At 32.7% G+C, this 22911-nt stretch carries 23 protein-coding genes, 1 tRNA gene and 1 pseudogene; 17 read left to right on the forward strand and 8 right to left on the reverse strand.

Annotated elements, in window-relative coordinates; genetic code table 11:
- The first annotated feature begins 130 nt into the window (after positions 1-130).
- Together RB618_RS13705 and RB618_RS13710 are read left to right on the forward strand one after the other, a co-directional pair.
- Positions 131-394, forward strand: a complete 264-nt coding sequence (locus RB618_RS13705) for a hypothetical protein (protein ID WP_308069244.1) — start codon at positions 131-133, stop codon at positions 392-394.
- Positions 395-444: 50 nt separating this feature from the next.
- The gene (locus tag RB618_RS13710) at positions 445-885 is read left to right on the forward strand and encodes a guanylate kinase (protein ID WP_308069245.1); all 441 of its coding nucleotides are present in this window, start codon (positions 445-447) and stop codon (positions 883-885) included.
- Positions 886-1044: 159 nt separating this feature from the next.
- Here the strand turns inward: RB618_RS13710 and RB618_RS13715 are convergent, their stop codons facing one another.
- Together RB618_RS13715 and RB618_RS13720 are read right to left on the reverse strand one after the other, a co-directional pair.
- The gene (locus RB618_RS13715) at positions 1045-1866 is read right to left on the reverse strand and encodes a hypothetical protein (protein ID WP_308069246.1); all 822 of its coding nucleotides are present in this window, start codon (positions 1864-1866) and stop codon (positions 1045-1047) included.
- Between the two features lie 87 nt (positions 1867-1953).
- The gene (locus tag RB618_RS13720) at positions 1954-2754 is read right to left on the reverse strand and encodes a helix-turn-helix domain-containing protein (RefSeq protein ID WP_308069247.1); all 801 of its coding nucleotides are present in this window, start codon (positions 2752-2754) and stop codon (positions 1954-1956) included.
- Between the two features lie 196 nt (positions 2755-2950).
- On the opposite strand from RB618_RS13720, the gene RB618_RS13725 reads away from it, so the two are divergent.
- The 4 genes from RB618_RS13725 (at position 2951) to RB618_RS13740 (ending at position 7271) form a co-directional block, all read left to right on the forward strand.
- Positions 2951-4282: an amidohydrolase gene (locus RB618_RS13725; RefSeq protein WP_308069248.1), complete on the forward strand. Its 1332-nt coding sequence runs from the start codon at positions 2951-2953 to the stop codon at positions 4280-4282.
- Positions 4283-4298: 16 nt separating this feature from the next.
- Positions 4299-4964: an ankyrin repeat domain-containing protein gene (locus RB618_RS13730; protein WP_308069249.1), complete on the forward strand. Its 666-nt coding sequence runs from the start codon at positions 4299-4301 to the stop codon at positions 4962-4964.
- Positions 4965-5236: 272 nt separating this feature from the next.
- Complete coding sequence (locus RB618_RS13735; protein ID WP_308069250.1) at positions 5237-6211, forward strand: ornithine cyclodeaminase family protein; 975 nt, start codon at positions 5237-5239, stop codon at positions 6209-6211.
- Positions 6204-7271 carry a proline racemase family protein gene (locus RB618_RS13740; protein WP_308069251.1) on the forward strand — a complete coding sequence of 356 codons (1068 nt, stop codon included), beginning with the start codon at positions 6204-6206 and terminating at the stop codon, positions 7269-7271. The genes RB618_RS13735 and RB618_RS13740 overlap by 8 nt, the downstream gene beginning before the upstream one ends.
- Positions 7272-7378: 107 nt before the next feature.
- On the opposite strand, the gene RB618_RS13745 is transcribed toward RB618_RS13740, so the two are convergent.
- The 5 genes and pseudogenes from RB618_RS13745 to RB618_RS13765 form a co-directional block, all read right to left on the reverse strand.
- Positions 7379-7459, reverse strand: a tRNA-Tyr gene (locus RB618_RS13745).
- Between the two features lie 438 nt (positions 7460-7897).
- Positions 7898-8284, reverse strand: a pseudogene (locus RB618_RS13750) (TlpA family protein disulfide reductase); the annotation flags it as partial.
- 18 nt (positions 8285-8302) lie between these two features.
- Positions 8303-9064, reverse strand: a complete 762-nt coding sequence (locus tag RB618_RS13755) for a DUF4369 domain-containing protein (RefSeq protein WP_308069252.1) — start codon at positions 9062-9064, stop codon at positions 8303-8305.
- Between the two features lie 260 nt (positions 9065-9324).
- A complete protein-coding gene (locus tag RB618_RS13760) occupies positions 9325-9765 on the reverse strand; it encodes a KTSC domain-containing protein (RefSeq protein WP_095931645.1) in 441 nt (146 codons plus the stop codon).
- Between the two features lie 210 nt (positions 9766-9975).
- Positions 9976-10224, reverse strand: a complete 249-nt coding sequence (locus tag RB618_RS13765; RefSeq protein WP_308069253.1) for a hypothetical protein — start codon at positions 10222-10224, stop codon at positions 9976-9978.
- Between the two features lie 86 nt (positions 10225-10310).
- Between RB618_RS13765 and RB618_RS13770 the strand changes: the two genes are divergently transcribed.
- The 9 genes from RB618_RS13770 (at position 10311) to RB618_RS13810 (ending at position 18973) form a co-directional block, all read left to right on the forward strand.
- The gene (locus tag RB618_RS13770; protein ID WP_308069254.1) at positions 10311-10853 is read left to right on the forward strand and encodes a hypothetical protein; all 543 of its coding nucleotides are present in this window, start codon (positions 10311-10313) and stop codon (positions 10851-10853) included.
- A complete protein-coding gene (locus tag RB618_RS13775; protein ID WP_167511672.1) occupies positions 10853-10993 on the forward strand; it encodes a hypothetical protein in 141 nt (46 codons plus the stop codon). Before RB618_RS13770 ends, RB618_RS13775 begins: the two co-directional genes overlap by 1 nt.
- 116 nt (positions 10994-11109) lie before the next feature.
- On the forward strand, positions 11110-11343 hold the full coding sequence (locus RB618_RS13780; RefSeq protein ID WP_308069255.1) for a hypothetical protein: 234 nt from the start codon (positions 11110-11112) through the stop codon (positions 11341-11343).
- Entirely contained in the window at positions 11315-11713 is a 399-nt protein-coding gene (locus tag RB618_RS13785; protein ID WP_308069256.1) for a YchJ family metal-binding protein, read from the forward strand. The genes RB618_RS13780 and RB618_RS13785 overlap by 29 nt, the downstream gene beginning before the upstream one ends.
- A gap of 106 nt (positions 11714-11819) precedes the next feature.
- Positions 11820-12938 carry a VWA domain-containing protein gene (locus RB618_RS13790; RefSeq protein WP_111366997.1) on the forward strand — a complete coding sequence of 373 codons (1119 nt, stop codon included), beginning with the start codon at positions 11820-11822 and terminating at the stop codon, positions 12936-12938.
- Between the two features lie 220 nt (positions 12939-13158).
- Complete coding sequence (locus tag RB618_RS13795) at positions 13159-14622, forward strand: magnesium chelatase (protein ID WP_308069257.1); 1464 nt, start codon at positions 13159-13161, stop codon at positions 14620-14622.
- 240 nt (positions 14623-14862) lie between these two features.
- Positions 14863-15717 (forward strand): DMT family transporter, encoded by an 855-nt coding sequence (locus tag RB618_RS13800; protein ID WP_308069258.1) that lies wholly within the window; start codon positions 14863-14865, stop codon positions 15715-15717.
- Positions 15718-16164: 447 nt separating this feature from the next.
- Positions 16165-17451, forward strand: coding sequence for a Glu/Leu/Phe/Val dehydrogenase (locus RB618_RS13805; protein WP_308069259.1), 1287 nt, complete (start codon positions 16165-16167; stop codon positions 17449-17451).
- A gap of 298 nt (positions 17452-17749) precedes the next feature.
- Positions 17750-18973 carry a sterol desaturase family protein gene (locus tag RB618_RS13810; RefSeq protein ID WP_308069260.1) on the forward strand — a complete coding sequence of 408 codons (1224 nt, stop codon included), beginning with the start codon at positions 17750-17752 and terminating at the stop codon, positions 18971-18973.
- Positions 18974-19190: 217 nt separating this feature from the next.
- Here RB618_RS13810 and RB618_RS13815 read toward each other — a convergent pair whose 3' ends face one another.
- Complete coding sequence (locus RB618_RS13815; RefSeq protein WP_308069261.1) at positions 19191-20789, reverse strand: DUF6377 domain-containing protein; 1599 nt, start codon at positions 20787-20789, stop codon at positions 19191-19193.
- A 483-nt stretch (positions 20790-21272) separates the two neighbouring features.
- Between RB618_RS13815 and RB618_RS13820 the strand changes: the two genes are divergently transcribed.
- Positions 21273-21794: a DUF5004 domain-containing protein gene (locus tag RB618_RS13820; RefSeq protein ID WP_308069262.1), complete on the forward strand. Its 522-nt coding sequence runs from the start codon at positions 21273-21275 to the stop codon at positions 21792-21794.
- A gap of 8 nt (positions 21795-21802) precedes the next feature.
- On the forward strand, positions 21803-22885 hold the full coding sequence (locus RB618_RS13825) for a hypothetical protein (protein ID WP_308069263.1): 1083 nt from the start codon (positions 21803-21805) through the stop codon (positions 22883-22885).
- Positions 22886-22911: the final 26 nt, after the last annotated feature.

Consider the following 22911-nt stretch of genomic DNA (forward strand, 5'->3'; position numbering starts at 1 on the left):
ATCGAAAAAAATCCGTTTGAAAATTCTCAAACGGATTTTTGGATTTAATGCGATTAGCGTTCTCTATATTTAGCTGTTTTTTCATTAATTTTCATAGCTCAGAATGCTGTATTAAAACTTGAAGAAAAAAATGTTTGAAGTTTACGTAAACAAACAAAATAATGGTGGAATTAAAAGATTCATCATACCTAAAAATAAAGGATATAATAATTCTACATGGATTCTCGTAACTGTAAAAGGGAATAAAGAATTTCTAATGGAAAGATTTTTTGAAGAATTGAAGATTATAGAAGAAGAATGGGAATTAAAAACAAATTATGCCTTTCCGTCTGCACTTATGAATGAGTTTTTACGCTTAGATTTTGAGGATGAAAATCTTGAAGCCAACTTGTAATTCAAGTCATTTTTGTTGAATTAATAATAGCAAAATAAAAAAGAGCGATTATGAGAATAAGAAGAGATTTTTTTGCAAAACATATGGGGATTGAGTGTAGGTTTTGGGAGAAAGAAAATAGTTTTTATATTGTACAAACAGACTATCGTGAAGAATTATTAAGTAAAGGTTTTAGAATAGATAATGAACTAAAATCTAGGGTATTTAAAGAAGTTTCTTTTAATGATATTGAAAGCGCTTACCGCGTAAACACTTTTTGCACATACAAGGGTTTTAAGTTTTTTGTAGAAAGTGCTTCTAACGGAAAATACACTTTGCGACCATTAGAGGAAGCAATGAAGCATTTTAACGATTTTCCTAAACATGCTTATGATCCTGTATATGAAGCTGAGGAAAATGAAATAGAAAAGCTTTGGGAAGAAAGAGAGCCAATAGATGGGTTTGTTTTTGATGCTGAACCAATAGTTTATATTGAAAAAAATAAGTATTAAAAGCGTTTTAGAAACTGTTAAACAATTTTTACTTTTCTATATTCCGATTCAGATCTGTTTCATCTTCATCGAAATTTTATTGCCATGTAAAAAAATGTGTTCTCTAAACCTGAAAATTTAAAAAGCCAGAAAATAAGTTCTGGCTTTTTAAATTTGTTTTTATCTAATCCTTATAAATTTCAGATTATCAGTTTTGGTTGTAATGATTAAATTGACTTTGTTCAAGGTGTATTTTCCTTTTAGATAGTCTTTTGTTTTATTCTGTTTATCGTTTGTTTTTAAAGTTAAAGAATCTTTTGTAAACGAATATTCACCATTTACAGTGTTTTTTAATCGGTCGGTTTTGTTTATTTGAAAATTATTCATGATTTCAAAATGTAACCTTTCTTTAGTTTGAAGATTTTCCCAAGTTCCGTAAAAATCGTCTTGTGACATGTATTTGGTTTTCATAATACTGAACATGATAAAGAAACCAATAAATACAGCAGGAATATAAACGAATTTTATTACACTAATCTTATTCAGCCATTTGGGTCTGTCACTGTTTTGAAACAAAGGAGGTTCTTCCAAAAAGTATTTTAGAAAAACTTTATAATCAGAAAATAGTACAAACAAAGCCATTAGAGTTAATGTTATTGCAATTTCTTTTGCATTAATATCATAAGCGAAATCTGTTAGAAGAATATTGATCATAAAGGTTAAGAAAAGAATAATCCCTATTCTTGTCGTTTTTCTAAAAAAGAGCAGGAGTGAGCTTATTATCTGTGTAACGGCAATAACAATTGGGTACCAATTGCAGTAACCATAATAATACCAAGTAAGACGAAAACCATCCAGAGAACCAATGGGCATATCGTAAACACTTGGTTGAGATACAAACTGGGTTTTTAATATTTTACCGTAAGCATATAAGATTATAATTGTAGCTAGAAAATATCGACAAAAGGTGTGTAAGTAAAGATGAATTTTTTGCCAGTTCATTTTTTGGGATTTTTTAGTTTTACATAATTTCGGACTTAGTAAAAGTAGATTAACCCAAAAGAGTAAAATTGTACAAATGGAAACTGTTTAGATAAACAGCCAAATATTTTCTTTTTTTGTATTTATATGCTTAAAAAATATTTGTGGATTCCTGTTTGTTAGTTCTTTAAAGTTTCTAATAAAATGAGATTGATCATAAAAATCATACTGCGATAATTCAGAAAAATTTTTGCTTTCTTTTTGTTTGAGAATTGAGTTTCTAAAGCGGTGTATTTTGCGATACTCTGAAGGCGATTTGCCAATGTGTTTTGTAAATATTTTATTCAAATACTGTCTGCTCATTTGATATTTAAGGGCAATTTCTTCAATTTTTTCGTCAGTTTCAATAGCAGTAAGTATTTTTTCAATTAAAGAAAAATCTTTGACTTGTAATTTGGAAAGTAGGTAATCTTCAAGCTCTAGAACTTGTTTGTCTCTAGATAAGCTAAAAATTTCAATCATTTTTTCATTATAGTCAGGCATAAAAGTAAAATCTAAAAGAGTGCTTTCAGAAAAAATGCTTTTCGAATCAGATAAAAACTGACTTATTCCTAATGGCTTGAAATAAATCGTAACTTCATTTATAAGTTCTTTATAATGAATTTTGATGGGTTTTTTATATCGCGAAACTACGCATGTCATTATGTTTTTTACAGGAGATGACTGTATGATGACTTCGTTATTTTGTATCTCAACATCTATATCTTCATTGGTAGTTAAGATGCAGAAATTGTTTGGGAAAGTTAGATATTGTACAGATCCTGAATTTTTATCTTTTGAAATAAAGTAATATCCTTCAATATATTTTTTTAAAATTTCATTTTTAGGCTGATAGAAATCCAGATTCATTAGGTTCTCTTTGAGATAATTTTTGAAAGTTTTTTTGAAGTGGCATTGATAAAACTAAAATAGCAAATAAATAGTTAGCATCACTTCCTAAATCAAGAAAGATTTTGCATGAATTACTTTAAGCATCATTGTTTTTTTGTTTCTTACTGCAAATTTTATATTATTAACTTTGAAGTTATATTAAATCAAGAAAATTATGGACAAGAATAAAATGTCACGCAAGGATTTCCTTAAAAACTCTGCATGGGGCTTTGCGGGACTGTCTCTTTTACCTGGAGTTTTACACGCTGCTGATAATGAAACCAATAATCAAAATAGGTTGACAAAAGTGACTAGTTATGCTTTAAAAAATGTTCGTTTAGAAACAGGATTTGAATATGAAGGAGAAAACGTAATCAATACCAAAACAGAACTTTTTACCATAGAAATTGCCAACGATAAGATAAAAGCGATTAAACCAAATCAGCCGCAATCTCAAGCAATAGATGCTAAGGGCTTATTAATGTTGCCGTCATTCCGCGATATGCATATTCATTTGGATAAAACGCTTTATGCTGAAAAGTGGCGTGCAGTACGTCGTACAGGCGGAATTAAAGGAATGATCGAGTTGGAGCAGAAAATAATGCCCGAATTGCTTAAAAATTCAACTTACAAAGCTGAAAAACTAATCGAACTATTGCAGTCTAATGGATCTGCATTTGCAAGAAGCCATGTAAATATTGAGCCTACTTCTAAATTGCAATCTCTAAAAAATCTAGAAATCGCTTTAGCAAACAAAAAAGATAGTTTTGGAGCTGAACTGGTTGCATTTCCACAGCATGGTTTATATTATACCGATTCATTGCCGTACATGAAAGAGGCTGCAAAAATGGATATCGATTTTATTGGAGGTCTAGATCCTACTAATGTCGACGGAGCAATCGAAAAAACAATGGATACAACTGTTCAGCTGGCATTAGATAATAAAAAAGGGATTGATATTCACTTGCACGAATCCGGAAAATCGGGTCAAGACACTATCGATTATTTAATTAAAAAAGTAAACGAAAATCCTGCTTTAAAAGGCAAAACTTTTGTAAGTCATGCTTTTGCTTTGGGAACTTTGGATAAAACCAATCAGGAAGCTATTGCAGAAAAATTGGCCGAAGCACAAGTGGGAATTGTTTCTACTATTCCTTTTGGTGGATTAATTATGCCAATTCCGACTCTTTTGAAACATGGGGTAACGGTGATGACAGGTAACGACAGTATTGTTGATTATTGGAATACATTCGGAACGGGAAGTGTTTTGCAAAAGGCAAATTTAGCGGCACAATTATATGGACAAAGTTCTGAGTTTGGTTTATCTCGAATGTTAAAATTAGCGACTGCTGGTCCAATTCCTTTAGATGACAAAGGTATGCAGCAATGGCCTAAAATAGGAGATGATGCTAATATTGTATTAATTGATGCTTCTTGTTCGGCAGAAGCAGTCTCAAGAATTTCGCCTGTAAGATCTCTAATTTATAAAGGAAATATTGTTTATTAATTTTAAATTTTAAAAAATGAAATTGCTTGTTTTAGCCTTGGGTTTGATGCTCAGCTCTTATCAGGCTTCACCCGTAGAAAATCAGAAAATAGAAATGACGAACGAAAGAGATATTTTAAAAGCCGTTAAGGAAAATAATATCGACGCGGTAGCAAAAGCTTTGAAAAACGGCGAGAATGTTAATTTAACAGACAGTCATAAGCGTTCTTTATTGCTTATAGCCACTAATAACAAAAATTTTGAAATGGCAGAGCTTTTGGTAAAACACGGCGCAGATGTTAATCAGCAGGCTGATAATTTGGATAGTCCGTTTTTATATGCGGGAGCAACCGGACAAACCAAATTGCTGAAATTGTTTTTAGCAAATGGAGCGCGTTTTGATGTTTTTAATCGATACAATGGTTCTGCTTTAATTCCCGCATGCGAACGAGGACATATAGAAACAGTGCGACTGCTTGCAAACACAAAAAATTATCCAATAAACCATGTTAATCGTTTAGGATGGACAGGATTAATGGAAGCTATTGTATTAGGAGATGGTACAAAAAAATATCAGGAAATTGTCAAGATATTAAAAGATGCTGGCGCAAAAATGGATATTCCAGATCACGATGGCGTAACGCCTTTGCAGCATGCTGAAAGAGCGGGATATAAAGAAATTGCGAAAATTATTAAATCATAAAAATGCGATACAATTAATGATGTAAGCAATCTTTAAAGTATATTATTTTATGAAGAAGGGACAGCTAATATAGCTATCCCTTTTTATGTTTTTTTAATTAGCCTTAAAATACTTTTCATTTACTTAAGCAATTTGAAATAGATGTTTTTTGATCAGAACGAGTAATTAATTGGTACTATGTTATCTCGAAATTGGTATATATTATCTGATTGTGGGTGAAATAGTATTGCAATAGAATAATCTTCTATTTTTAATGAAATTTCAACAAATACATGGAACCAATACAACTTATTTCAGATCATTTTATTGAAGAAAAATGCAATTTTAAAGAACTTATAGAAAAACTTCGAACTGGATTTTCGACTTCGGCAATCAAAGTTCCTATGCGCCATCATCACGATTATCCTAATCCAAAAGAGAACAAAGATTCAACGCTGCTGCTAATGCCAGCTTTTCAAGCAGGCAAAGATTTAGGAGTAAAAATAGTTACGGTGAGTCCTAATAATGGCAAATATGATTTGCCTTCAATTCAAGGGACTTATATTTATCTCGATGGACACAAAGGAAATATAAAAGCAATTCTAGATGCAAAATCATTGACAGGTAAACGTACCGCAGCAACATCGGCTTTGGCCAGTAGTTATCTTTCACGAAAAGAGGCTTCTTCTATGCTGATGATTGGCACCGGAGCTTTGGCTATTAATTTAATTCAGGCACATGCAAGTGTAAGACCTATAAAAGAAGTTTATGTTTGGGGAAGAACTATAGAAAAAGCGCAATTGGTTTGTGATGCATTCAAAAATTCTTCGCTTATCTGCAAGCCAGTTTCAACTATAGAAGAGGTTATTTCACAAGTCGATATTATTTCAGCAGCAACTCTATCGCCAGTTCCGCTTGTTTTTGGAAAATGGTTGAAAGCTGGACAGCATTTGGATCTTGTTGGGGCGTACAAAAAAGATATGCGTGAGGCAGATGATGAAGCCGTTTTAAAGTCCAGTCTATTTCTGGATACTTACCAAGGCGGACTAAAAGAAAGTGGCGACATTCTGATTCCGCTTACTAATGGAATTATCACAAAAGAAACAATTAAAGCAGATTTGTTTGAATTGTGCAGTAATGTAAAATTAGGACGAACGTCTGAAACTGAAATTACCTATTTTAAATCCGTAGGACATGCTTTGGAAGATCTTGTTGCAGCCGGATATTTTTATGAAAAGTATAACTCAAAAACACAAGAAAATGCCTAATACATACCAAAATATATGTAATAATATTGACTACAAAACAGATGAATCTGTGATGCAGATAAAAACAATTGACATGCATACAGGAGGAGAACCTTTGCGTGTAATTGTTTCTGGTTTTCCAAAACTCAAAGGAAGTACAGTTTTAGAATACCGAAGAGATATAAAAGAAAACTACGATTATTTAAGAACTGCGTTGATGTTTGAGCCTCGTGGTCATGCAGATATGTATGGTTGTATATTACTTCCGCCAAATGATGATGAGGCAGATTTTGGTATTCTTTTCATGCACAATGAAGGATATAGCAGTATGTGCGGTCATGCCATTATTGCCATAAGCACTCTGGCAGTAAAAATGAACTGGATAACGGTAAAAGAAGGGGAAAACGATTTGAAAATTGATGCTCCATGCGGTCGAATTTTTTCATTTGTTACAGTATTAAAAGGTGAAGTAATAGGAGTGAGGTTTCATTGTGTGCCAAGTTTTGCTGTAGGTTTAGATCGTATTGTAAATGTTGACGGCATTGGCGATGTGGTTTATGATCTGGCTTATGGTGGCGCTTTTTACGCTTATGTTGATTTGAGAAAAAATACACATTTGAATTTTGGTTTAACGGCGGAAAATTACCGTGCCATTATTCAGAGTGGCATCGATATAAAACATGCAGTAATGAATCAAGACAAAGAAATTCAGCATCCGTTTGAGGAGGATTTGAGTTTTTTATACGGAACGATTTTTATCGATGAACCAATGAATATTTTGAATCATAGCCGAAATGTTTGTGTTTTTGCCGATGGAGAAGTTGATCGTTCTCCAACAGGTTCTGGTGTTTCTGGAAGGATCGCGATAGAAAAAGCTAGAAATGCTATAAATGTAAATGAACCTATTACGATAGAAAGTATAACAGGAAGTACTTTTAAAGGATCTCTAGTGAGAGAAGAAAAATTTGGAGCTTTTAAGGCTGTAATTCCACAAGTTGAAGGAACGGCTTTTGTAACAGGATTAAATACATTTTTAATAGATCCAAAAGATCCTATGAGGAATGGGTTTATACTTCGATAATTAATTCTACAAAACAAACAAACTGTAAATCATTTAAGATTTGCAGTTTTTTTTTATTTCTAAGTTTAAAGCATAAAAAAAGTCCTAATCAAAGATTAGGACTTTCGTGGGGAGAGCAGGATTCGAACCTGCGAAGTTCACACAGCAGATTTACAGTCTGCCCTCGTTGGCCGCTTGAGTATCTCCCCGATCTCAGCTTGTTGTGCTTTGTTGTTCTAAGCGGTGGCAAAGATAGGAACTCTTTCTACATTTCCAAACAAAAAAAGGACTTAATTTTAAGTTATTTTAAAGTTATTTTTTAATCTGTTGGAATTGAATAAAATAAAAAGAGGCTAATTTAAAGTTGTTTCTAAATATAAGAATATTCTTCTTTGTTTATTTGTGTTTTTTCTCTTCTGTTGAGGCTTAATGGGGCTGTCAAGCATTGCATTTAGTGATGAATTAAATTAATATTTGCAAAAAAGCTATTTGATGTTGTTTTGAAATTAACTTTTTTCTTAAAATATTAAGTGTAGATATTTTAAGTTATCAATACGATAATTTTTTGAGTGGAATTTTTGTTTCCGATAGAATACAAAACAAAAAAATCTCCACTAGGGAGATTTTTTGATTATTTTGAATGAAGATTATTTTGCAAGCAATTCTTGAATTTTAGCTTTCAATTCATCGCCTCTTAAATCTTGTGCTACTACTTTTCCTGATGCGTCAAGGATAAAAGTTGCAGGAATAGATTCAACGTTGTATTGTTTTGCAATTGGCTCGTCCCAAAATTTTAAGTTAGAAACTTGAGTCCAAGTTAAACCGTCTTTTGCTATTGCTTCTTTCCATTTTGCAGCGTCTTTATCTAAAGATACTCCAACAATGTTTAATCCTTTTGAGTGAAACTCTTTGTATAAAGCCACCACATGAGGATTTTCTTGTCGGCATGGTCCGCACCATGAAGCCCAGAAATCTACAATAGTTACTTTTCCTAAACTTTCTTTAAGCGAAACTACTTTTCCTTCTGGATTAGGAGCTGAAAAATCTGCTCTTCATTTAGCACTGCCTACTGCTGGAGCTGTAGCACCAACTGATGGCATTTTTGCTTGACCAAATCTAGTTTTGATTTCTTTACCTGGAGCAGTGTTTTTTAAAGACTCATCCAAACCGTTGTAAAGACCTTCTAATTTTTTCATATCAGCTGTTGGATCATTCAATAAACTTTGGATAATTAAAGCTGTAATGAAAGATTTTGGGTGACCTTCAGCATAAGTTAAATATTTCTTTTTGCTTCCTTCTTGAACTTCTTTTTGAATTTCCATGTATTGTTTCATCAAGCCATTGATAGTTGCTGTATCTTGAGCTTGTTGAGCTTGCTTCATTTTATCGTTATTTTTTTTCTGGAAGTCAATTAAACTTTTTTGAGTTTTATTCATATCTTCCATGAAAGCAAAATACTCGTCGTTGTTGTAAGTTCCAGAGATTTTAGATTTGTGAATACTATCTTTATCAATAGCAACATTGATTTCTCCAGTTTCAAGGATGAATGGAATAGGACCATTAGCACCTTGTAATATTAATGTATGGAAAGCTGGTTCAGTAACTTTTCCTTTAATTTCAAATTTTCCGTTTTCAACTTTTACTGTATCAAGAGAAACTGGCATTCTTGTAGCAGGATCCTGACCTTGTAAGATAATCGTTTTTCCATTTTCAATCCCTGTAGCAGTACCAGTAATAAGGTATTCTCCATCTTTAACTTTACTGCAAGAAATGATAGCTGCAGAAGCTGTAAGTACAAAAAGTATTTTTTTCATTATAAAAAATTAATTAGTTAATTGATTTGTGCAACAAAAGTATCTAAAATTATAAAACATATAGAATTTTGTAACCTAAAATTTTGTTATAGTTTTTTTTGTTCTAATCGTCCTAAAATCAAGGGGTTTGTTGCTTTTATTTGATTTAAAACTCTTATTTGATTTTTGTTTCTAATGTGAAGATAGGATTTTTATAATAATAATGTATAAAAAAAGCACTCTGTAAAAAGAGTGCTTTCTGGAATATTGTAGTTTAAAAACTATTCTTGGTTTGTTTTCTTTCTCCAAGTAAAAGAGTTTAAAATATGTCTTTTAGCAAATCTTGCTGGAGAATCAGCATTTACCATTTTCACATAAGTTGCTTTTGGAACACTAATGTATTCGTAAACACTTCCGTTAGAAAAATCAATAATTAAACGACCTTCAACAAATTTATAATCTGTAATAGAACAAGTTGAAATTGTTTCTGTATATTCAGGTAAATTAAGTTTGATAGTATCAGGGTGAATACTTACTAAAAAGTGGTAAGCTTCGATAATCGTTTTACTTTTTTCTTCTGCTTCTTTTAAACCAGCTTCATTTCCCACAAATTTATCAGGATGAGATTCTTTCATCGCATTACGATAAATTGTCTTTAAATCTTTTAACTCTGCAGTTTTTTCTACGTTTAGTAACTTGCGGTATTCAACTATTTTTTTCATAAATAAAAGGTAACTACTTGTCTATTAGTTTGAAATCGTTTTGTTTTAGTTCAAATCGACAAATTTTTTGCAAAGGTACACTTTTTTTTAACTTTTTAGTTTTGATGTAAAAAATATTCTTTTTGAATTATGAATTATGAATTATGAATTATGAATTATGAATTCATAGATTAAAACTCATAATTCATAATTCATAACTTATAACTAACTTTAGTTTTCTGGCTTATGATTTGCTTTATCGAAGTTTCTTGATTTTTTAGGATATTTATCGTAGCTCATGTCGCTTGGATTTTCGATAACAGATTTTATAGTAATCCAATCACCTTCATTAAACTTAGCCTGAACCATTTTGTAGTCTAAAAGATATTCTCCGCAGAAATAATTATTATTTTCATCTTTTTCGATAATGCCGGTAAAAACTCCTTTTTGCGGCATTTTTTGTTCTGTATCTTTAGACATGATTTTTTTGTTTTGAATTAAAGAGCAAAGGTAAGCAATTTAGGTTTGTTTTAGGGAGTTCGTCGTAATCTGAGTATATTTGCAGCATGCAGAAAAATTTTAAGCCACATCCTAATTCTTTTAAAAATACATTTTGTGCATTTAATGAAGTGCTTCCAGATTCAATTCAAGGATTGAAAAAGCAATTTGAAAGCAAAGCAGGAAGCACGTATTATTATACCGAAGAAGGAATGTACCGAGTTTCGAACCATTGGGGAAGACTAGCAAACAGCAAGTGGCGCTTGGTTGCTCGTGATCCAGAGACAGAATCGAAGACTAAAATAGGTTTTGCAAAATGGACAGAATTTTACCCTGATAATGCAACTGATAAACTGTATTATATAGAAGCCGATTTCGAAAAGAATCTTGCCAATTATCAGCACAAAAATAATCCTGAATATGACGGAAAAGCGGTTTTAAGAACAAGTGTTGAAACCACAAAAAGATTAAAACAGATTAGAAATTTGCAGCAGCTGAGCAATTGGGCAAAACATTTTGATTATGATGATATTGATGACCTTAGAAAACAAATCATCAACGAATTGATTTTTACTGAAAAAACGTTAGAACAAATTAAAAGAGAGGTGTAATGGGACGTAATAACGAAAAGAACATTAAAAAACATAACGATAAATTGCACAAAGCCCAGGCAAAAGCAAAGCAAGCAGAAATTGCAAGAAAAGAAAAACTCAAAGAAATAGTAAAGAAGTACAACGAAAGTAAAGAGTAAATATAAGTTGCCACGAATTTCACGAATTAGCACGAATTTTGTTTTAAATCTGTGTTCAATGCATATTAAAAATTAGTGAAAATTGGTGTAATTCGTGGCAAAAAAAACACAAACAAATGAATTTAAAATTCGAAACACTAAAAGCAAACGTACAGGAAATCATTGATTTAATTGCTGCGAAAAATGATAGAGAAGCAAACAACAAATTGTTGGAAGTAAGCGAAACACTTGACGAAATGATTGATTTTGCTGAAGAAGATGAAGAAGTGAGAGAGATCACTCGTTATCAGGTCTTACTAAATCAGCTTCATGTAAAAATTAATGGAGAAGAGCCAGTTGATGGAGAGTAAAAAATGTTTCTGCGACACAGGATTGCCTTTTGGAAATTGCTGTGAATTGTATTTAAGTGGTAATCAAAAAGCGCCTTCAGCATTAACTTTAATGCGATCCAGATATTCGGCGTATGCAACGCATAATGCTGATTATTTAATGGAAACAACTTATATTTCAGAAAGAAAATATTATTCTAAACCTGAAATATTGAGATGGGCAGTTTCTAATAAATGGCAGAAACTAGAAATATTGAGTTCTACTGAAAATACAGTCGAATTCAAAGCTTATTTTTTAGATTCAGAAAATAAACCCCAAGTGCATTACGAATTCTCAACTTTTAAATTCGAAAATGGCGCTTGGTATTATTTGGACGGAAAGTTTGAATAATTATTATATCTAACACTGTTAGTTGGGGTTTTTAGCTAAATATTTTAACTAAAAATTAATAAACGATTCGTTTTTCATAATTCCAAAAAGATGTAATTTTAGATTTATGAAAAACGAATTTAAAAAAGGCTTTTATTTTAAGACTTACGAAGCTCCTTTTCAGTCTCCGTTTGACAAACTTTTTACGATTTTTAAAGAGTTGATCACCCATACTTCGGGCGATTTTGATGAAGCAATAAATTGGCTTCGGGAACTGGACAAAGAATACAAACTTACCGATGAGAATTATACTATTGACGATTTTATCGAAGACCTTAAGAAAAAAGGGTATATAAAAGACGAAGTAAAAGGCGATGGAAGTTCTGGTTTTGGGATTACTGCAAAAACTGAAAGAGCGATTAGACAGCAAGCTTTAGATCAGATTTTTGGAAACTTGAAAAAGTCTGGAAACGGAAATCATAAAACAAAATATGCGGGAAGTGGCGATGAGCACACAGGAGAATTTCGTGAATATAATTTTGGCGACAGCTTAGAAAGAATTTCTTTGACAGAAAGTCTTCGAAACGCTCAAGTTAATAATGGTGTCGAAAGTTTTATGCTGACTGAAAACGATTTGATTGTAGAAGATGCTCAGTACAAAGCTCAAATGAGCACGGTTCTAATGATCGACATTAGCCATAGTATGATTTTGTATGGAGAAGACCGAATTACTCCTGCGAAAAAAGTGGCTATGGCTTTGGCAGAATTAATCACAACAAGATACCCAAAAGATACGTTGGATATATTGGTTTTTGGTAATGATGCTTGGACAATTCCGATTAAAGATTTGCCGTATTTGCAAGTTGGACCTTATCATACTAATACGGTTGCTGGTTTGCAATTGGCGATGGATATTTTGCGTAGAAAGCGAAATACCAACAAGCAGATTTTTATGATCACTGACGGAAAACCAAGCTGCGTTCGTGAACGAGATGGTTCTTATTATATGAATAGTAACGGTTTGGATGAATATATTGTTGATAAATGCTACACTCAAGCACAACAGGCAAGAAAACTCCATATTCCGATTACGACTTTTATGATTGCCAGAGATCCATATTTACAGCGTTTTGTGAATCAGTTTACAGAAGCCAATCAAGGAAAAGCATTTTATACCGGAATTAAAGGTTTGGGTGAAATGATTTTTGAGGACTATGAAGCGAATAGGAAGAAGAGGATTAAGTAAGTTGCTAAGGTTCTAAGATACTAAGGTTTCTCTGCGCCTGAATATACGTTGCGTATACTGTAGAGACGCACCGCAGTGTGTCTAATTAGATTCAAAGGTTTCGTTAGCAATATAATAAAGGTTCCGTATATCGTAGAGACGCACTGCAGTGCGTCTACACACAGTAATGACACAATACATTGTCATTAAAAATAAATAACAAAATCTATATTTCAACACAATGGAAATAAATACTATAAAGACATTAGGTCAATTAAAAGCCGCTGGATATAAAAGTATAAGCATTAAAGATGAGTTGCGAAATAATCTTCGCGAAAAAATCAAATCTGGAAAACCTGTTTTTGAAGGGGTTCACGGATTTGAAAACACTGTTATTCCTGAATTAGAAAGAGCAATTTTATCTCGTCATAATATCAATTTATTAGGGCTTCGCGGACAGGCAAAAACGCGTTTAGCTCGTAAAATGGTCGAATTATTAGATGAATATATTCCGTTTGTGGAAGGTTCAGAGATTAATGACGATCCGTTAAATCCGATTTCTCGTTTTGCAAAAGATTTAATCGCAGAGAAAGGAGATGAAACACCAATTTCATGGTTGCACAGAAGTGAACGTTTCTTTGAAAAATTGGCAACTCCAGATGTTACGGTTGCTGATTTAATTGGTGATGTTGACCCAATTAAAGCTGCAAATTTAAAATTATCTTATGCAGACGACCGTGTAATTCATTTCGGAATGATTCCAAGAGCGAATCGCTGTATTTTTGTAATTAATGAATTGCCAGATTTACAGGCAAGAATTCAAGTTGCTCTATTCAATATTCTACAAGAAGGCGATATTCAGATTAGAGGATTCAAATTGAGAATGCCTCTAGATATGCAATTTGTTTTCACTGCAAACCCTGAAGATTATACCAATAGAGGAAGTATTGTAACGCCTTTAAAAGATAGAATTGGTTCTCAGATCCTGACGCATTATCCAGAAAGTATCGAGATTGCGAGGACAATCACAGAACAAGAATCCAAATTAGATCAAAATCAGACCGATGTGGTTTATGTTCCAAGTTTGGCTAGAGATATTTTAGAACAGATAAGTTTTGAAGCCCGCGAAAGCGAATATATTGACAATAAAAGTGGTGTAAGTGCGAGAATGAGTATTACGGCTTTCGAGAATTTAATAAGTACAGCCGAGCGTCGCGCTTTGATTTCGGGTGTTGATAAGACGACATTGCGTTTATCAGACTTTGTGGGAATCATTCCAGCCATTACAGGTAAAGTAGAATTGGTTTACGAAGGAGAGCAGGAGGGAGCCAACGTGGTTGCTGAAAGCCTGATTGGAGCTGCGATTCGAACATTATTCCCAGAATATTTCCCTAAAATAGAAAAGCTGGAAAAACCAGACGAAAAAACGCCATACTCTGATGTGGTAGAATGGTTTTTCGCGGAAAGCGGTTTCGAATTATTAGATGATGCTTCAGATGCAGAATACAAAAGCATTTTAGATGAAGTAGCGCCGTTAGATAATTTATTAAAAAAATATCAGCCTCAATTGGCAAAAGAAGATGTGTATTTTATGAAAGAATTCATCCTTTGGGGATTGGTAGAATATAGAAAGTTGAGTAAAGACCGTTTTGCAAAAGGCAATCAGTTTAGAGATATTTACGGAAGTTATATTAGTAAATTCTAAGAAAGATTGTAGAGTTTAAGCTTTGAATTAATCAGTATAACATCTGCTTTAATCTTTTTAAATCTGCGTGAAATAGCTTGTACACATAAATCTTTCACGCAGATTTAAAAAGATTTCAGCAGATTAAATCAGATTTTTTTAACCAACGATTTATAATATGATCTGGTCTAGCTGGTTTTTCAAAACCGGTTAGACCTTTTTGTTTTGAATAGTTTACTTTTACAATCCAAAAATAAATTTATGTTATTCCTTATATTAAGTATTCTTTGCAGTGTAATTGTGGGTGTTATTTTCAAAATTTCTAGAAAATATAATGCTAATCCATCACAGATTATTTCGTTTAATTACATTGCTGCGATTACGCTTTGTTACTTTACTTTTACGCCAGATCTAAATGCATTAGACAATAATGCGCCATTAGAAATCTACACTTCTGTTGGAGTTTTACTTCCAATATTATTTCTGTTTTTGGCACTTTCGATAAAATATATGGGAATTGCAAAGACAGATGCAGCACAAAGATTGTCATTGTTTATTCCGATTTTGGCGGCTTGGCTGTTATTTAATGAAGGATTTAATACTTATAAAGTTATTGGAGTTTTAGTTGGTTTTGCAGCACTTTTATTCATCTTAAAAAAGCCATCAGACAACGCAGAAAACAAATGGATTTATCCAGCAACAGTTTTACTTGGTTTTGGAGTTATCGATATTCTTTTTAAGAAAATAGCTTTATATACTGTCGTTCCTTATACAACATCTTTGTTTTTTGTCTTTCTAATTGCTTTTGCTGTTTCTATTCTAATAGTGATTTACAAGTTCTTTATAGCAAAAGAAAATTTTGTTTTAAAAAGCATTCCTTTCGGAATATTGGTCGGCGTTTTTAACTTCGGAAATATATTGTTCTATTTGAAAGCGCATAAGGCATTTGCAGAAAATCCATCAACTGTTTTTGCGGGAATGAATATGGGAGTAATTATCTTAGGAACTCTTATTGGTGCTTTTTTCTTCAAAGAAAAGCTTTCCAAAATCAATATTTTAGGTTTGTTTTTGGCTCTTATAGCAGTTGTTTTCATATTTTTATCGCAATTGAAGTAATTTTTTTTAGTTCGTAAACCTTTAATTTACAGTTGTTTTTGTAAGTAAATTAAAAATCTTTTAAATTAACTCTACTAATTCTATAGAATTTATAAATATATTTTTGTAGCTTTGCCTCAACAATGAAAAACTATAGTCAAAATATAAGAACGTCTTTTCCATGCTGCTTTGCGATGTGCTGCATGATGAATTACGTTTTGAAATGGCGTTAATAGAGAAAGTACTTGTTAGTTATTTTTTTTTTAGCCTTTCATTGCACCATGAAAGGCTTTTTTTTGAATCGTTAAAAAATCAAGATATGAGAACCAACAGAAATATGAAAATTTTGATGCGCCGCTGCCTGATAAAGATTCCGTGTTGCAACTAATGGACGGCATAAAATTGACATGATCTTCAGAGAGAAGATTGATAAACATAAAAAATAACCCAAACCTAAAACTATATAGTATGAGCTCAGAAATTATAAAACATAATCCGTTTCAATCGATGATTGATCGCTTTAATATCGCTGCAGATATTTTGAATTTAGATGATTCAATTAAACAAAAACTACAGCGCCCAGAAAAACAAATTACAGTAAATTTTTCTATTACTTTAGATAACGGAAACGTTCAAAACTTTGAAGGATATCGCGTAATTCACAACACGGCTTTAGGACCTTCAAAAGGAGGAATTCGCTATGATACAGCTGTAAATTTGGATGAAGTAAAAGCACTTGCCGCCTGGATGACCTGGAAATCTGCTGTAACTGGAATTCCATTTGGTGGAGCAAAAGGCGGCATTATTTGCGATCCGAGAAACCATTCTAAAACTGAATTAGAAAAAATTACGAGAGCTTATACCAAAGCTTTAGCTGATATTTTCGGACCAGAAAAAGATGTCCCAGCACCAGATATGGGGACAGGTCCAGACGAAATGGGATGGCTGATGGATGAGTTTTCAATACTGCACGGAAGACCAATTCACGCGGTTGTAACAGGAAAACATTTGCATTCTGGCGGATCTCTCGGCAGAGTAGAAGCAACAGGAAGAGGCGTGAGCATTATTACGCTTTTGGCACTTGAGAAATTGAAAATAAGACCTGCAAGAGCTACGGCAGCAATTCAAGGTTTTGGAAATGTTGGATTGCATTCTGCCTTATTTCTGCATGAAAAAGGAGTGAAAATTGTAGCGGTAAGCGATGTTTCGGAAGCATTTTACAATCCGAACGGGATTAATATTCCAGAACTTATTTTGTATTACAATTTGAATAATAAAACTATAAAAGGTTATCCGAATTCGGTTGCGATAAAACATGAAGATTTATTGCTTTTAGATGTTGATGTTTTAATTCCGGCTGCAAAGGAAGATGTTATTACGCAAAAAAATGCAGGTGATATTCAAGCCAGAATTATTATTGAAGGTGCCAATGGCCCAGTTGCTTCAGATGCAGATCAGATTTTGCATGATAAAAATATATTAGTTGTTCCTGATATTTTGGCCAATGCAGGCGGTGTTACCGTTTCTTATTTCGAATGGCTTCAGAATTCGCTTTTGGAGTCTTGGAGAATCAGCCAGATTAATAAGCGTCTGGAGGATATTTTAGAGAAAGGTTTTGAAACTGTTTTTAGAGTGGCAGTAAAACACAATGTAACGCCTCGTATTGCAGCTTATATTATTGCTTTGAAAAAAGTAGCCGAAACACAATCGGTTAAAGAAGTGGCATTGGAAGCTCCTTTGTTTAAGCAGAATTAAATCAGGTTTACTTCGTAAAAGATCATTTTCGTTGATTGCGTTTTTTGTCTGCTAAAAACGTAATTGATGGAAATGTCTTTTTCGTTTGATTTATTAAAAGAGATGAAAATTTTAAACACATAGAAACATAGTTTCTGCAACTCTATAAAAGACGTTTCACTAATTTTAATACACATAGCGATGTGTTAAAGCTTGCTTTTTTTGTAATCTCAAGCAGAAGTAATAAAATCTATGTTTCTATGTGTTAGAATAAAATTACTCAATACATAATTTTTAGAATCGAAAAGTATCATATTAAATGAAAAATATCAATTTTCTAGCATTTGCTATGCCAGCCTTTTTTCTTTTTTTGTTTTTGGAATATAAGCTTGCTCAACGCAGAAAAAGGCCTGAAATTTTTAACTATGAAAGTTCTGTTTCCAATATCTCGATCGGAATTGCAGAGCGCTTGATTAACCTATTTGTTGCGGCCAGCTTTTATCAGTTATATTATTTGATTTATGACGATTATAGAATATTTGAAATTCCGAGTAATGCTTTAGTTTGGTTTGCACTGATTCTTGCAACCGATTTTGTCTGGTATTGGTATCATAGATTAGGGCATGAAGTCAATTTTTTCTGGGCAGCGCATATTGTGCATCATCATAGCGAAGAATTTAATTTTACAGCTGCAGCTAGAATTACGACCTTTCAAGCAATTATTAGAACAGGATTTTGGTGTGTATTGCCATTTATTGGTTTTCATCCAAGCATGGTCATTACAATGCTTATTGTTCATGGCGCTTATTCTTTCTTTACGCATACACAGCTTATCGGAAAAATAAAATGGCTCGAATATGTTTTTGTAACGCCTTCAGTTCACGGAGTGCATCATGCTTCTGACGAAAAATATCTGGACAAAAATTACGGTGACATGTTCACTTTTTGGGATCGTCTTTTTGGAACTTTCCAAACCGAAGAAGAAAAACCAAAATACGGATTAACGCATCCGCTGAAAAGCTACAGTTTCTTGTGGCAGCATTTTCATTATTACTTTGAAATCTACGAATTATGGAAACGCTCCAGTGGATTCAAAGCGAGATGGAATGCTATCTTCGGAAGTCCAGCCGACATGGATCAGGATATTCGTCCGATTCTCGAAAAACGTTTCCTGCAAGATAAAACAGCTCCAAACCAACGACTTCGGTTTAAGAATTACCTTTATATTCAATTAGGAATCTGCACACTTATTCTAACTGTTTTTACCTATTATTTTGATTATTTAGAATTGTATGATAAAGTGTTTGTACTTTCTTTGGTAATCATCACTTTAATCAATTGTGGCGCTTTACTAGAACAGAGAAAATGGATTTATTATTTGGAATATGCTCGCTTAGCTATGATTTCGACTTATTTTCTATATGAAGAAGATTTAATTGCATTTTTCTTTGTTCCAATTGCTGCTATGATTTTTGCTGAGCAGTTATTTTCGCTAAGTAAGATTTATCAAAATACAATTTTGCAATTGGAATCAGTGGAATAATTTTTTTAGCCACGAATTCACGAATTATTTTTTATTTTCTATTCGTGTAATTGGTCCGCATAAATTTCATGTATCATTTTAAATAAAAATTCGTGAATTCGTGGCGTTTTTTCCTGCAAGGTTTTCAAAACCTTGTAGGTATTGAATGTTTTTAAGATGGGTTATAATAAATATTATAAGACCTACAAGGTTTTGAAAACCTTGCAGGAGCGCAAAATTAAATCGTCTTAATTTCCATAATCTTCTGTTCAAAAGTATCTTTAAAATCAGATTTGCTTTTAATTCTTGTTTTATAGGTATAAATTGTAGCTACAGAAAGTTCCAGAAATTCTGCCATTTGGCTGCTGTCTTGAATTCCTAATCTGTACAAAGCAAAAATTCGCAATTCAGTATTCAAAAGTTCTCCTTTTTTCACAATGCATTTATGATCGTTAGGGAACAATTTGTTGAAATCTGTTACGAATGTCGGGAACAATTTCAAGAAGATTTCGTCGAATTGGTGAAACAGATTTTCGCGTTCTTCTTTTACATTATAACGCTTTAAGCTCGCAATAACTTCATCGGTTTTTTTGGTAATGATTTTATGCAGCGTACTTTTCTGAATATGGTCTATTTTATTAATGAAAGCCGAAGTTGCTTTGATAAAATAGGTAATGTATTCTTCTTTAATGGCATTGGCTTCGCTCAAACTCACATTCATTTCCTGCAATTGCAAATAAGAATCGGCCATGATTTTTCTCGCTTTATTTTTCTCTTTTAATTGTTTGAAAATGATGCCGAGGAAAACAAAAATGATAACCGTCAAGATCGTCAAAAGAATAATAATCTTCTCCAGTTTATCATTCTTGTCTTTTACATTATTCAGTTGTGCTTTTTCAATAATGGGCAAAATCGACGAAATCTCAATTTTTCGATGCCTTGCATTATAAAAAGTAGCATCATCCATTGCGATATTGATGTATTCGTTTGCTTTGTCCAAATAGCCCATTTTAAAAAGTTCATTGGCTAAATTTCGAAGAGCAACAGTTTCTTTCGTTGCATTTTTCACATCGGCAATGGCAGCAAGAGCCAAGTATTGAATCGCTTTTTTGGTATAACCTCTTTCAGAATAAATATAGCCGAGACTTGATGTTGCAATTCCGTAATAATCTGGAGGCAGATTATAGTTGTTTATCCAATAACTAAATGCAAATTCGGCGCCGCGCCAGTCCTGCTGTTTCAGACGTTTCAAACTTTCGGCAGCCCAATATTCATTGGTATTGGTTCCGATTAATTCTAAAGCTTTCTTTAAGAAATGATTTCCCTGTTGAACATAATGAATATTAAAACGCTGATCACGGTTGTAATCGGCTAAATCATAATAAGCACGGGCTTTGATGTTGTAATATTCAAATTTGTTTTTGAGATCCAGTTTACTGTCATCAATAACATTTAGCGTATCAATTGCTTCTTTAAAAAGTCCGGAAGATAGAAGCACAAAACCTTCTTTTATTCGGCTTTTAGATAAATACTTCGGATCTTTTAAAATTTTTGCTTTGATTTTGGATTGCTCTAAATAATAATAAGCGGAGTCGTATTTAAAAGATTTGTATTCATCAAATAAAGACATATAACAGTTGTACAGTTCTTCATTATTCTGACTAAGGGTAAACTTAGATACATTTTTCTTTAAAGCTTCAATTTTTCGATATTTCTGTTTCAGGTAAATCTCTTTTTTTAAGAGCACCTGATCTAATTCTTCCAAATAAGGATTTGTCTCTTTCGCAGTAAGAGAAAAACCGCCCAAGAAGAAAAGCAGCATCAATATTCTTTGCATGATTTTGTTTTGGTTTAGGGAAAAGGTTGGTTGATAGATATAGTTAGTTAATTCGTTTTAAAATTAAGAATAAGTTTGAGATTAAGCTAAACCTGTTTTTTAAGAATCTTGTAAAATGTTTAATAACATAGCCTTTAAAGGGGATTTTCTGGGTGAAAATAAGCTGTAAATGTTAAAAACAGGTAATTTATTTGCAATTATACAATAAAAACTAGTTATATATATGCATAGTGAAAAAAATATGCTCATTATTTTTCATATTGTCATTTTTACCATATAAAAACTGCCTGTTTTTATCTCAACAGCATCTTGATTTTTTAGTTAGACTTAAAATTTTAAAACATTGATAATTAGCTATTTGTGTTTTTTATTGTTTGAATTTCATCTTGATTTTTCTCAGATTTTTTTTTTAGGATTTATTTAACGGCTAGTTTCGCTGTATCCTTTTGAAGGGGATAACAAACTAACAAAAACCAAAAATTTATGAAATGTAAAAGTCTTTATTGGCTAGCTTTTATGATGTGTTTTTTTGCGATCGGATGCGATAACACAGATGACGGAAGCTACGTAGAACCGATTACCCTTTATGAAAAAGTAAATGGAAATTGGGGATTAACAAATCTGAAAATGGTTGATGAAGTTGCGAAAGCAAATAATATCGAACCGAACGAAGAAAACTTGAGTACTTACTTTAACTACGAAGATTTTAAAATCAAATTTAACGTAGATGAAAAGAACAATCCAACAAGTTATGAAGTAACTGGAGATGTCCCTCCGTTATTTGCTCCTAAAGGATATTGGGCATTAAGTTCAGATTTTCAGCAGACCAACGGTATTGGAACAAAAATCTACTTGTACAGCGATGCGCAAAGAACGCAAAAAACAGATGAATTGAGTTTAGTTTCGGTTCCTGGTAAAACCAAAGAAATGCAGATTCAATTGACGCATGCTTCTGGCGGTGTTGCTTTCGCGTCTTATGTGTTTAAATTAAATGCTATTAATTAAAAAGTAATATGAAAAAGTTTATATATACAATTTTACTTGCCTTGTTGATGGCTCCTAATTTTATTCAGGCACAAGAAGCCGCTGGAGCTGTAGGGCCAATATCATCATTTCCTGTTGTGTACAAATATGATGAAAAAGTTACGTGGTACTTTGATATGTCGGCATCGACATTTGCAGAAACTGAAGATTTATACATCTGGATCTGGTCTCCATCTGAACCAGATGCAGGAAACTGGGAAAACTCATCAGATTTTGCAAAACTGAAATATGAAGGTAACAAAATCTGGAGTTTTACTTTGACTCCAACCACTTATTTCTCTAAAACGCCAGACGAAATAGCGGCAAGTGCAGGATTCTGGTTTCGTTTAAAAAACAAAAACGGATCTAAACAAAGTGATGTTGGTAATGTGCCTTATACTGATTTTTCATCTTTCTATACTTCTGGTGAATTATTCAGATCATATCCAACAAAACCATTAATCGATAAACCAGTAAGTATCATATTTAATGCAAATCTTAATCCTGCATTTGCTGGGACTCCAAGTGTACATATGCATGGTGGTTTGAATGACTGGGCTATTCAGCAAATGTATGAAGCTGCAAAACCAGAAATTGCCGAAAAAACAAAATTGAAAGATCTAGGCAATGGTTTTTATAAAATGGATTTTGTTCCTAAGCAGTACTTCAATGCGCCAGATGATTTTGTAATGGAAAAAATAAATTTTCTAATGGTAGCAGAGAATTGGACAGCAAATTCGGGCGATCAGGTTATTTACGCAGGAGAATTTGTTCCGCCACCACCGCCAAGTTTTGCTTTTTTTCCATCGCAAATCAGCCAAAAAGATTTTCTTGGAATGTCAAGAAAAAATAACGAAGCAGGTGTAAATAAATTAATCTACACGATTACAGCTGGACCAAAAACAATTTCTGGTGAGTTTACTGGAGGAACTGCAGAAATTAAAGGTTTTGTCAATTTAGTTTCGGAGCTAAATGGAGTTTCGGGTTTAAGCGAAATCCATGTTTTGGTAAAAAACAATAAAGACAAAACGATTTCGGATACGACGATTCCGCTTAAAACTTTAGATAAATAATCACTATTAAATTAAAACACCAATTC

It is taken from the genome of Flavobacterium sp. LHD-85, from assembly GCF_030929595.1.
Lineage (GTDB): Bacteria > Bacteroidota > Bacteroidia > Flavobacteriales > Flavobacteriaceae > Flavobacterium.

Coding starts and splice junctions, on each gene's coding strand:
- RB618_RS13785 (WP_308069256.1), top strand. CDS start 11,315: ATGGAGAAGAGCCAGTTGATGGAGAGTAAAAAATGTTTCTGCGACACA.
- RB618_RS13730 (WP_308069249.1), top strand. CDS start 4,299: ATGAAATTGCTTGTTTTAGCCTTGGGTTTGATGCTCAGCTCTTATCAG.
- RB618_RS13755 (WP_308069252.1), bottom strand. CDS start 9,064: ATGAAAAAAATACTTTTTGTACTTACAGCTTCTGCAGCTATCATTTCT.
- RB618_RS13775 (WP_167511672.1), top strand. CDS start 10,853: ATGGGACGTAATAACGAAAAGAACATTAAAAAACATAACGATAAATTG.
- RB618_RS13805 (WP_308069259.1), top strand. CDS start 16,165: ATGAGCTCAGAAATTATAAAACATAATCCGTTTCAATCGATGATTGAT.
- RB618_RS13710 (WP_308069245.1), top strand. CDS start 445: ATGAGAATAAGAAGAGATTTTTTTGCAAAACATATGGGGATTGAGTGT.
- RB618_RS13705 (WP_308069244.1), top strand. CDS start 131: ATGTTTGAAGTTTACGTAAACAAACAAAATAATGGTGGAATTAAAAGA.
- RB618_RS13820 (WP_308069262.1), top strand. CDS start 21,273: ATGAAATGTAAAAGTCTTTATTGGCTAGCTTTTATGATGTGTTTTTTT.
- RB618_RS13815 (WP_308069261.1), bottom strand. CDS start 20,789: ATGCAAAGAATATTGATGCTGCTTTTCTTCTTGGGCGGTTTTTCTCTT.
- RB618_RS13810 (WP_308069260.1), top strand. CDS start 17,750: ATGAAAAATATCAATTTTCTAGCATTTGCTATGCCAGCCTTTTTTCTT.
- RB618_RS13825 (WP_308069263.1), top strand. CDS start 21,803: ATGAAAAAGTTTATATATACAATTTTACTTGCCTTGTTGATGGCTCCT.
- RB618_RS13760 (WP_095931645.1), bottom strand. CDS start 9,765: ATGAAAAAAATAGTTGAATACCGCAAGTTACTAAACGTAGAAAAAACT.
- RB618_RS13720 (WP_308069247.1), bottom strand. CDS start 2,754: ATGAATCTGGATTTCTATCAGCCTAAAAATGAAATTTTAAAAAAATAT.
- RB618_RS13790 (WP_111366997.1), top strand. CDS start 11,820: ATGAAAAACGAATTTAAAAAAGGCTTTTATTTTAAGACTTACGAAGCT.
- RB618_RS13725 (WP_308069248.1), top strand. CDS start 2,951: ATGGACAAGAATAAAATGTCACGCAAGGATTTCCTTAAAAACTCTGCA.
- RB618_RS13735 (WP_308069250.1), top strand. CDS start 5,237: ATGGAACCAATACAACTTATTTCAGATCATTTTATTGAAGAAAAATGC.
- RB618_RS13800 (WP_308069258.1), top strand. CDS start 14,863: ATGTTATTCCTTATATTAAGTATTCTTTGCAGTGTAATTGTGGGTGTT.
- RB618_RS13765 (WP_308069253.1), bottom strand. CDS start 10,224: ATGTCTAAAGATACAGAACAAAAAATGCCGCAAAAAGGAGTTTTTACC.
- RB618_RS13740 (WP_308069251.1), top strand. CDS start 6,204: ATGCCTAATACATACCAAAATATATGTAATAATATTGACTACAAAACA.
- RB618_RS13795 (WP_308069257.1), top strand. CDS start 13,159: ATGGAAATAAATACTATAAAGACATTAGGTCAATTAAAAGCCGCTGGA.
- RB618_RS13780 (WP_308069255.1), top strand. CDS start 11,110: ATGAATTTAAAATTCGAAACACTAAAAGCAAACGTACAGGAAATCATT.
- RB618_RS13715 (WP_308069246.1), bottom strand. CDS start 1,866: ATGAACTGGCAAAAAATTCATCTTTACTTACACACCTTTTGTCGATAT.
- RB618_RS13770 (WP_308069254.1), top strand. CDS start 10,311: ATGCAGAAAAATTTTAAGCCACATCCTAATTCTTTTAAAAATACATTT.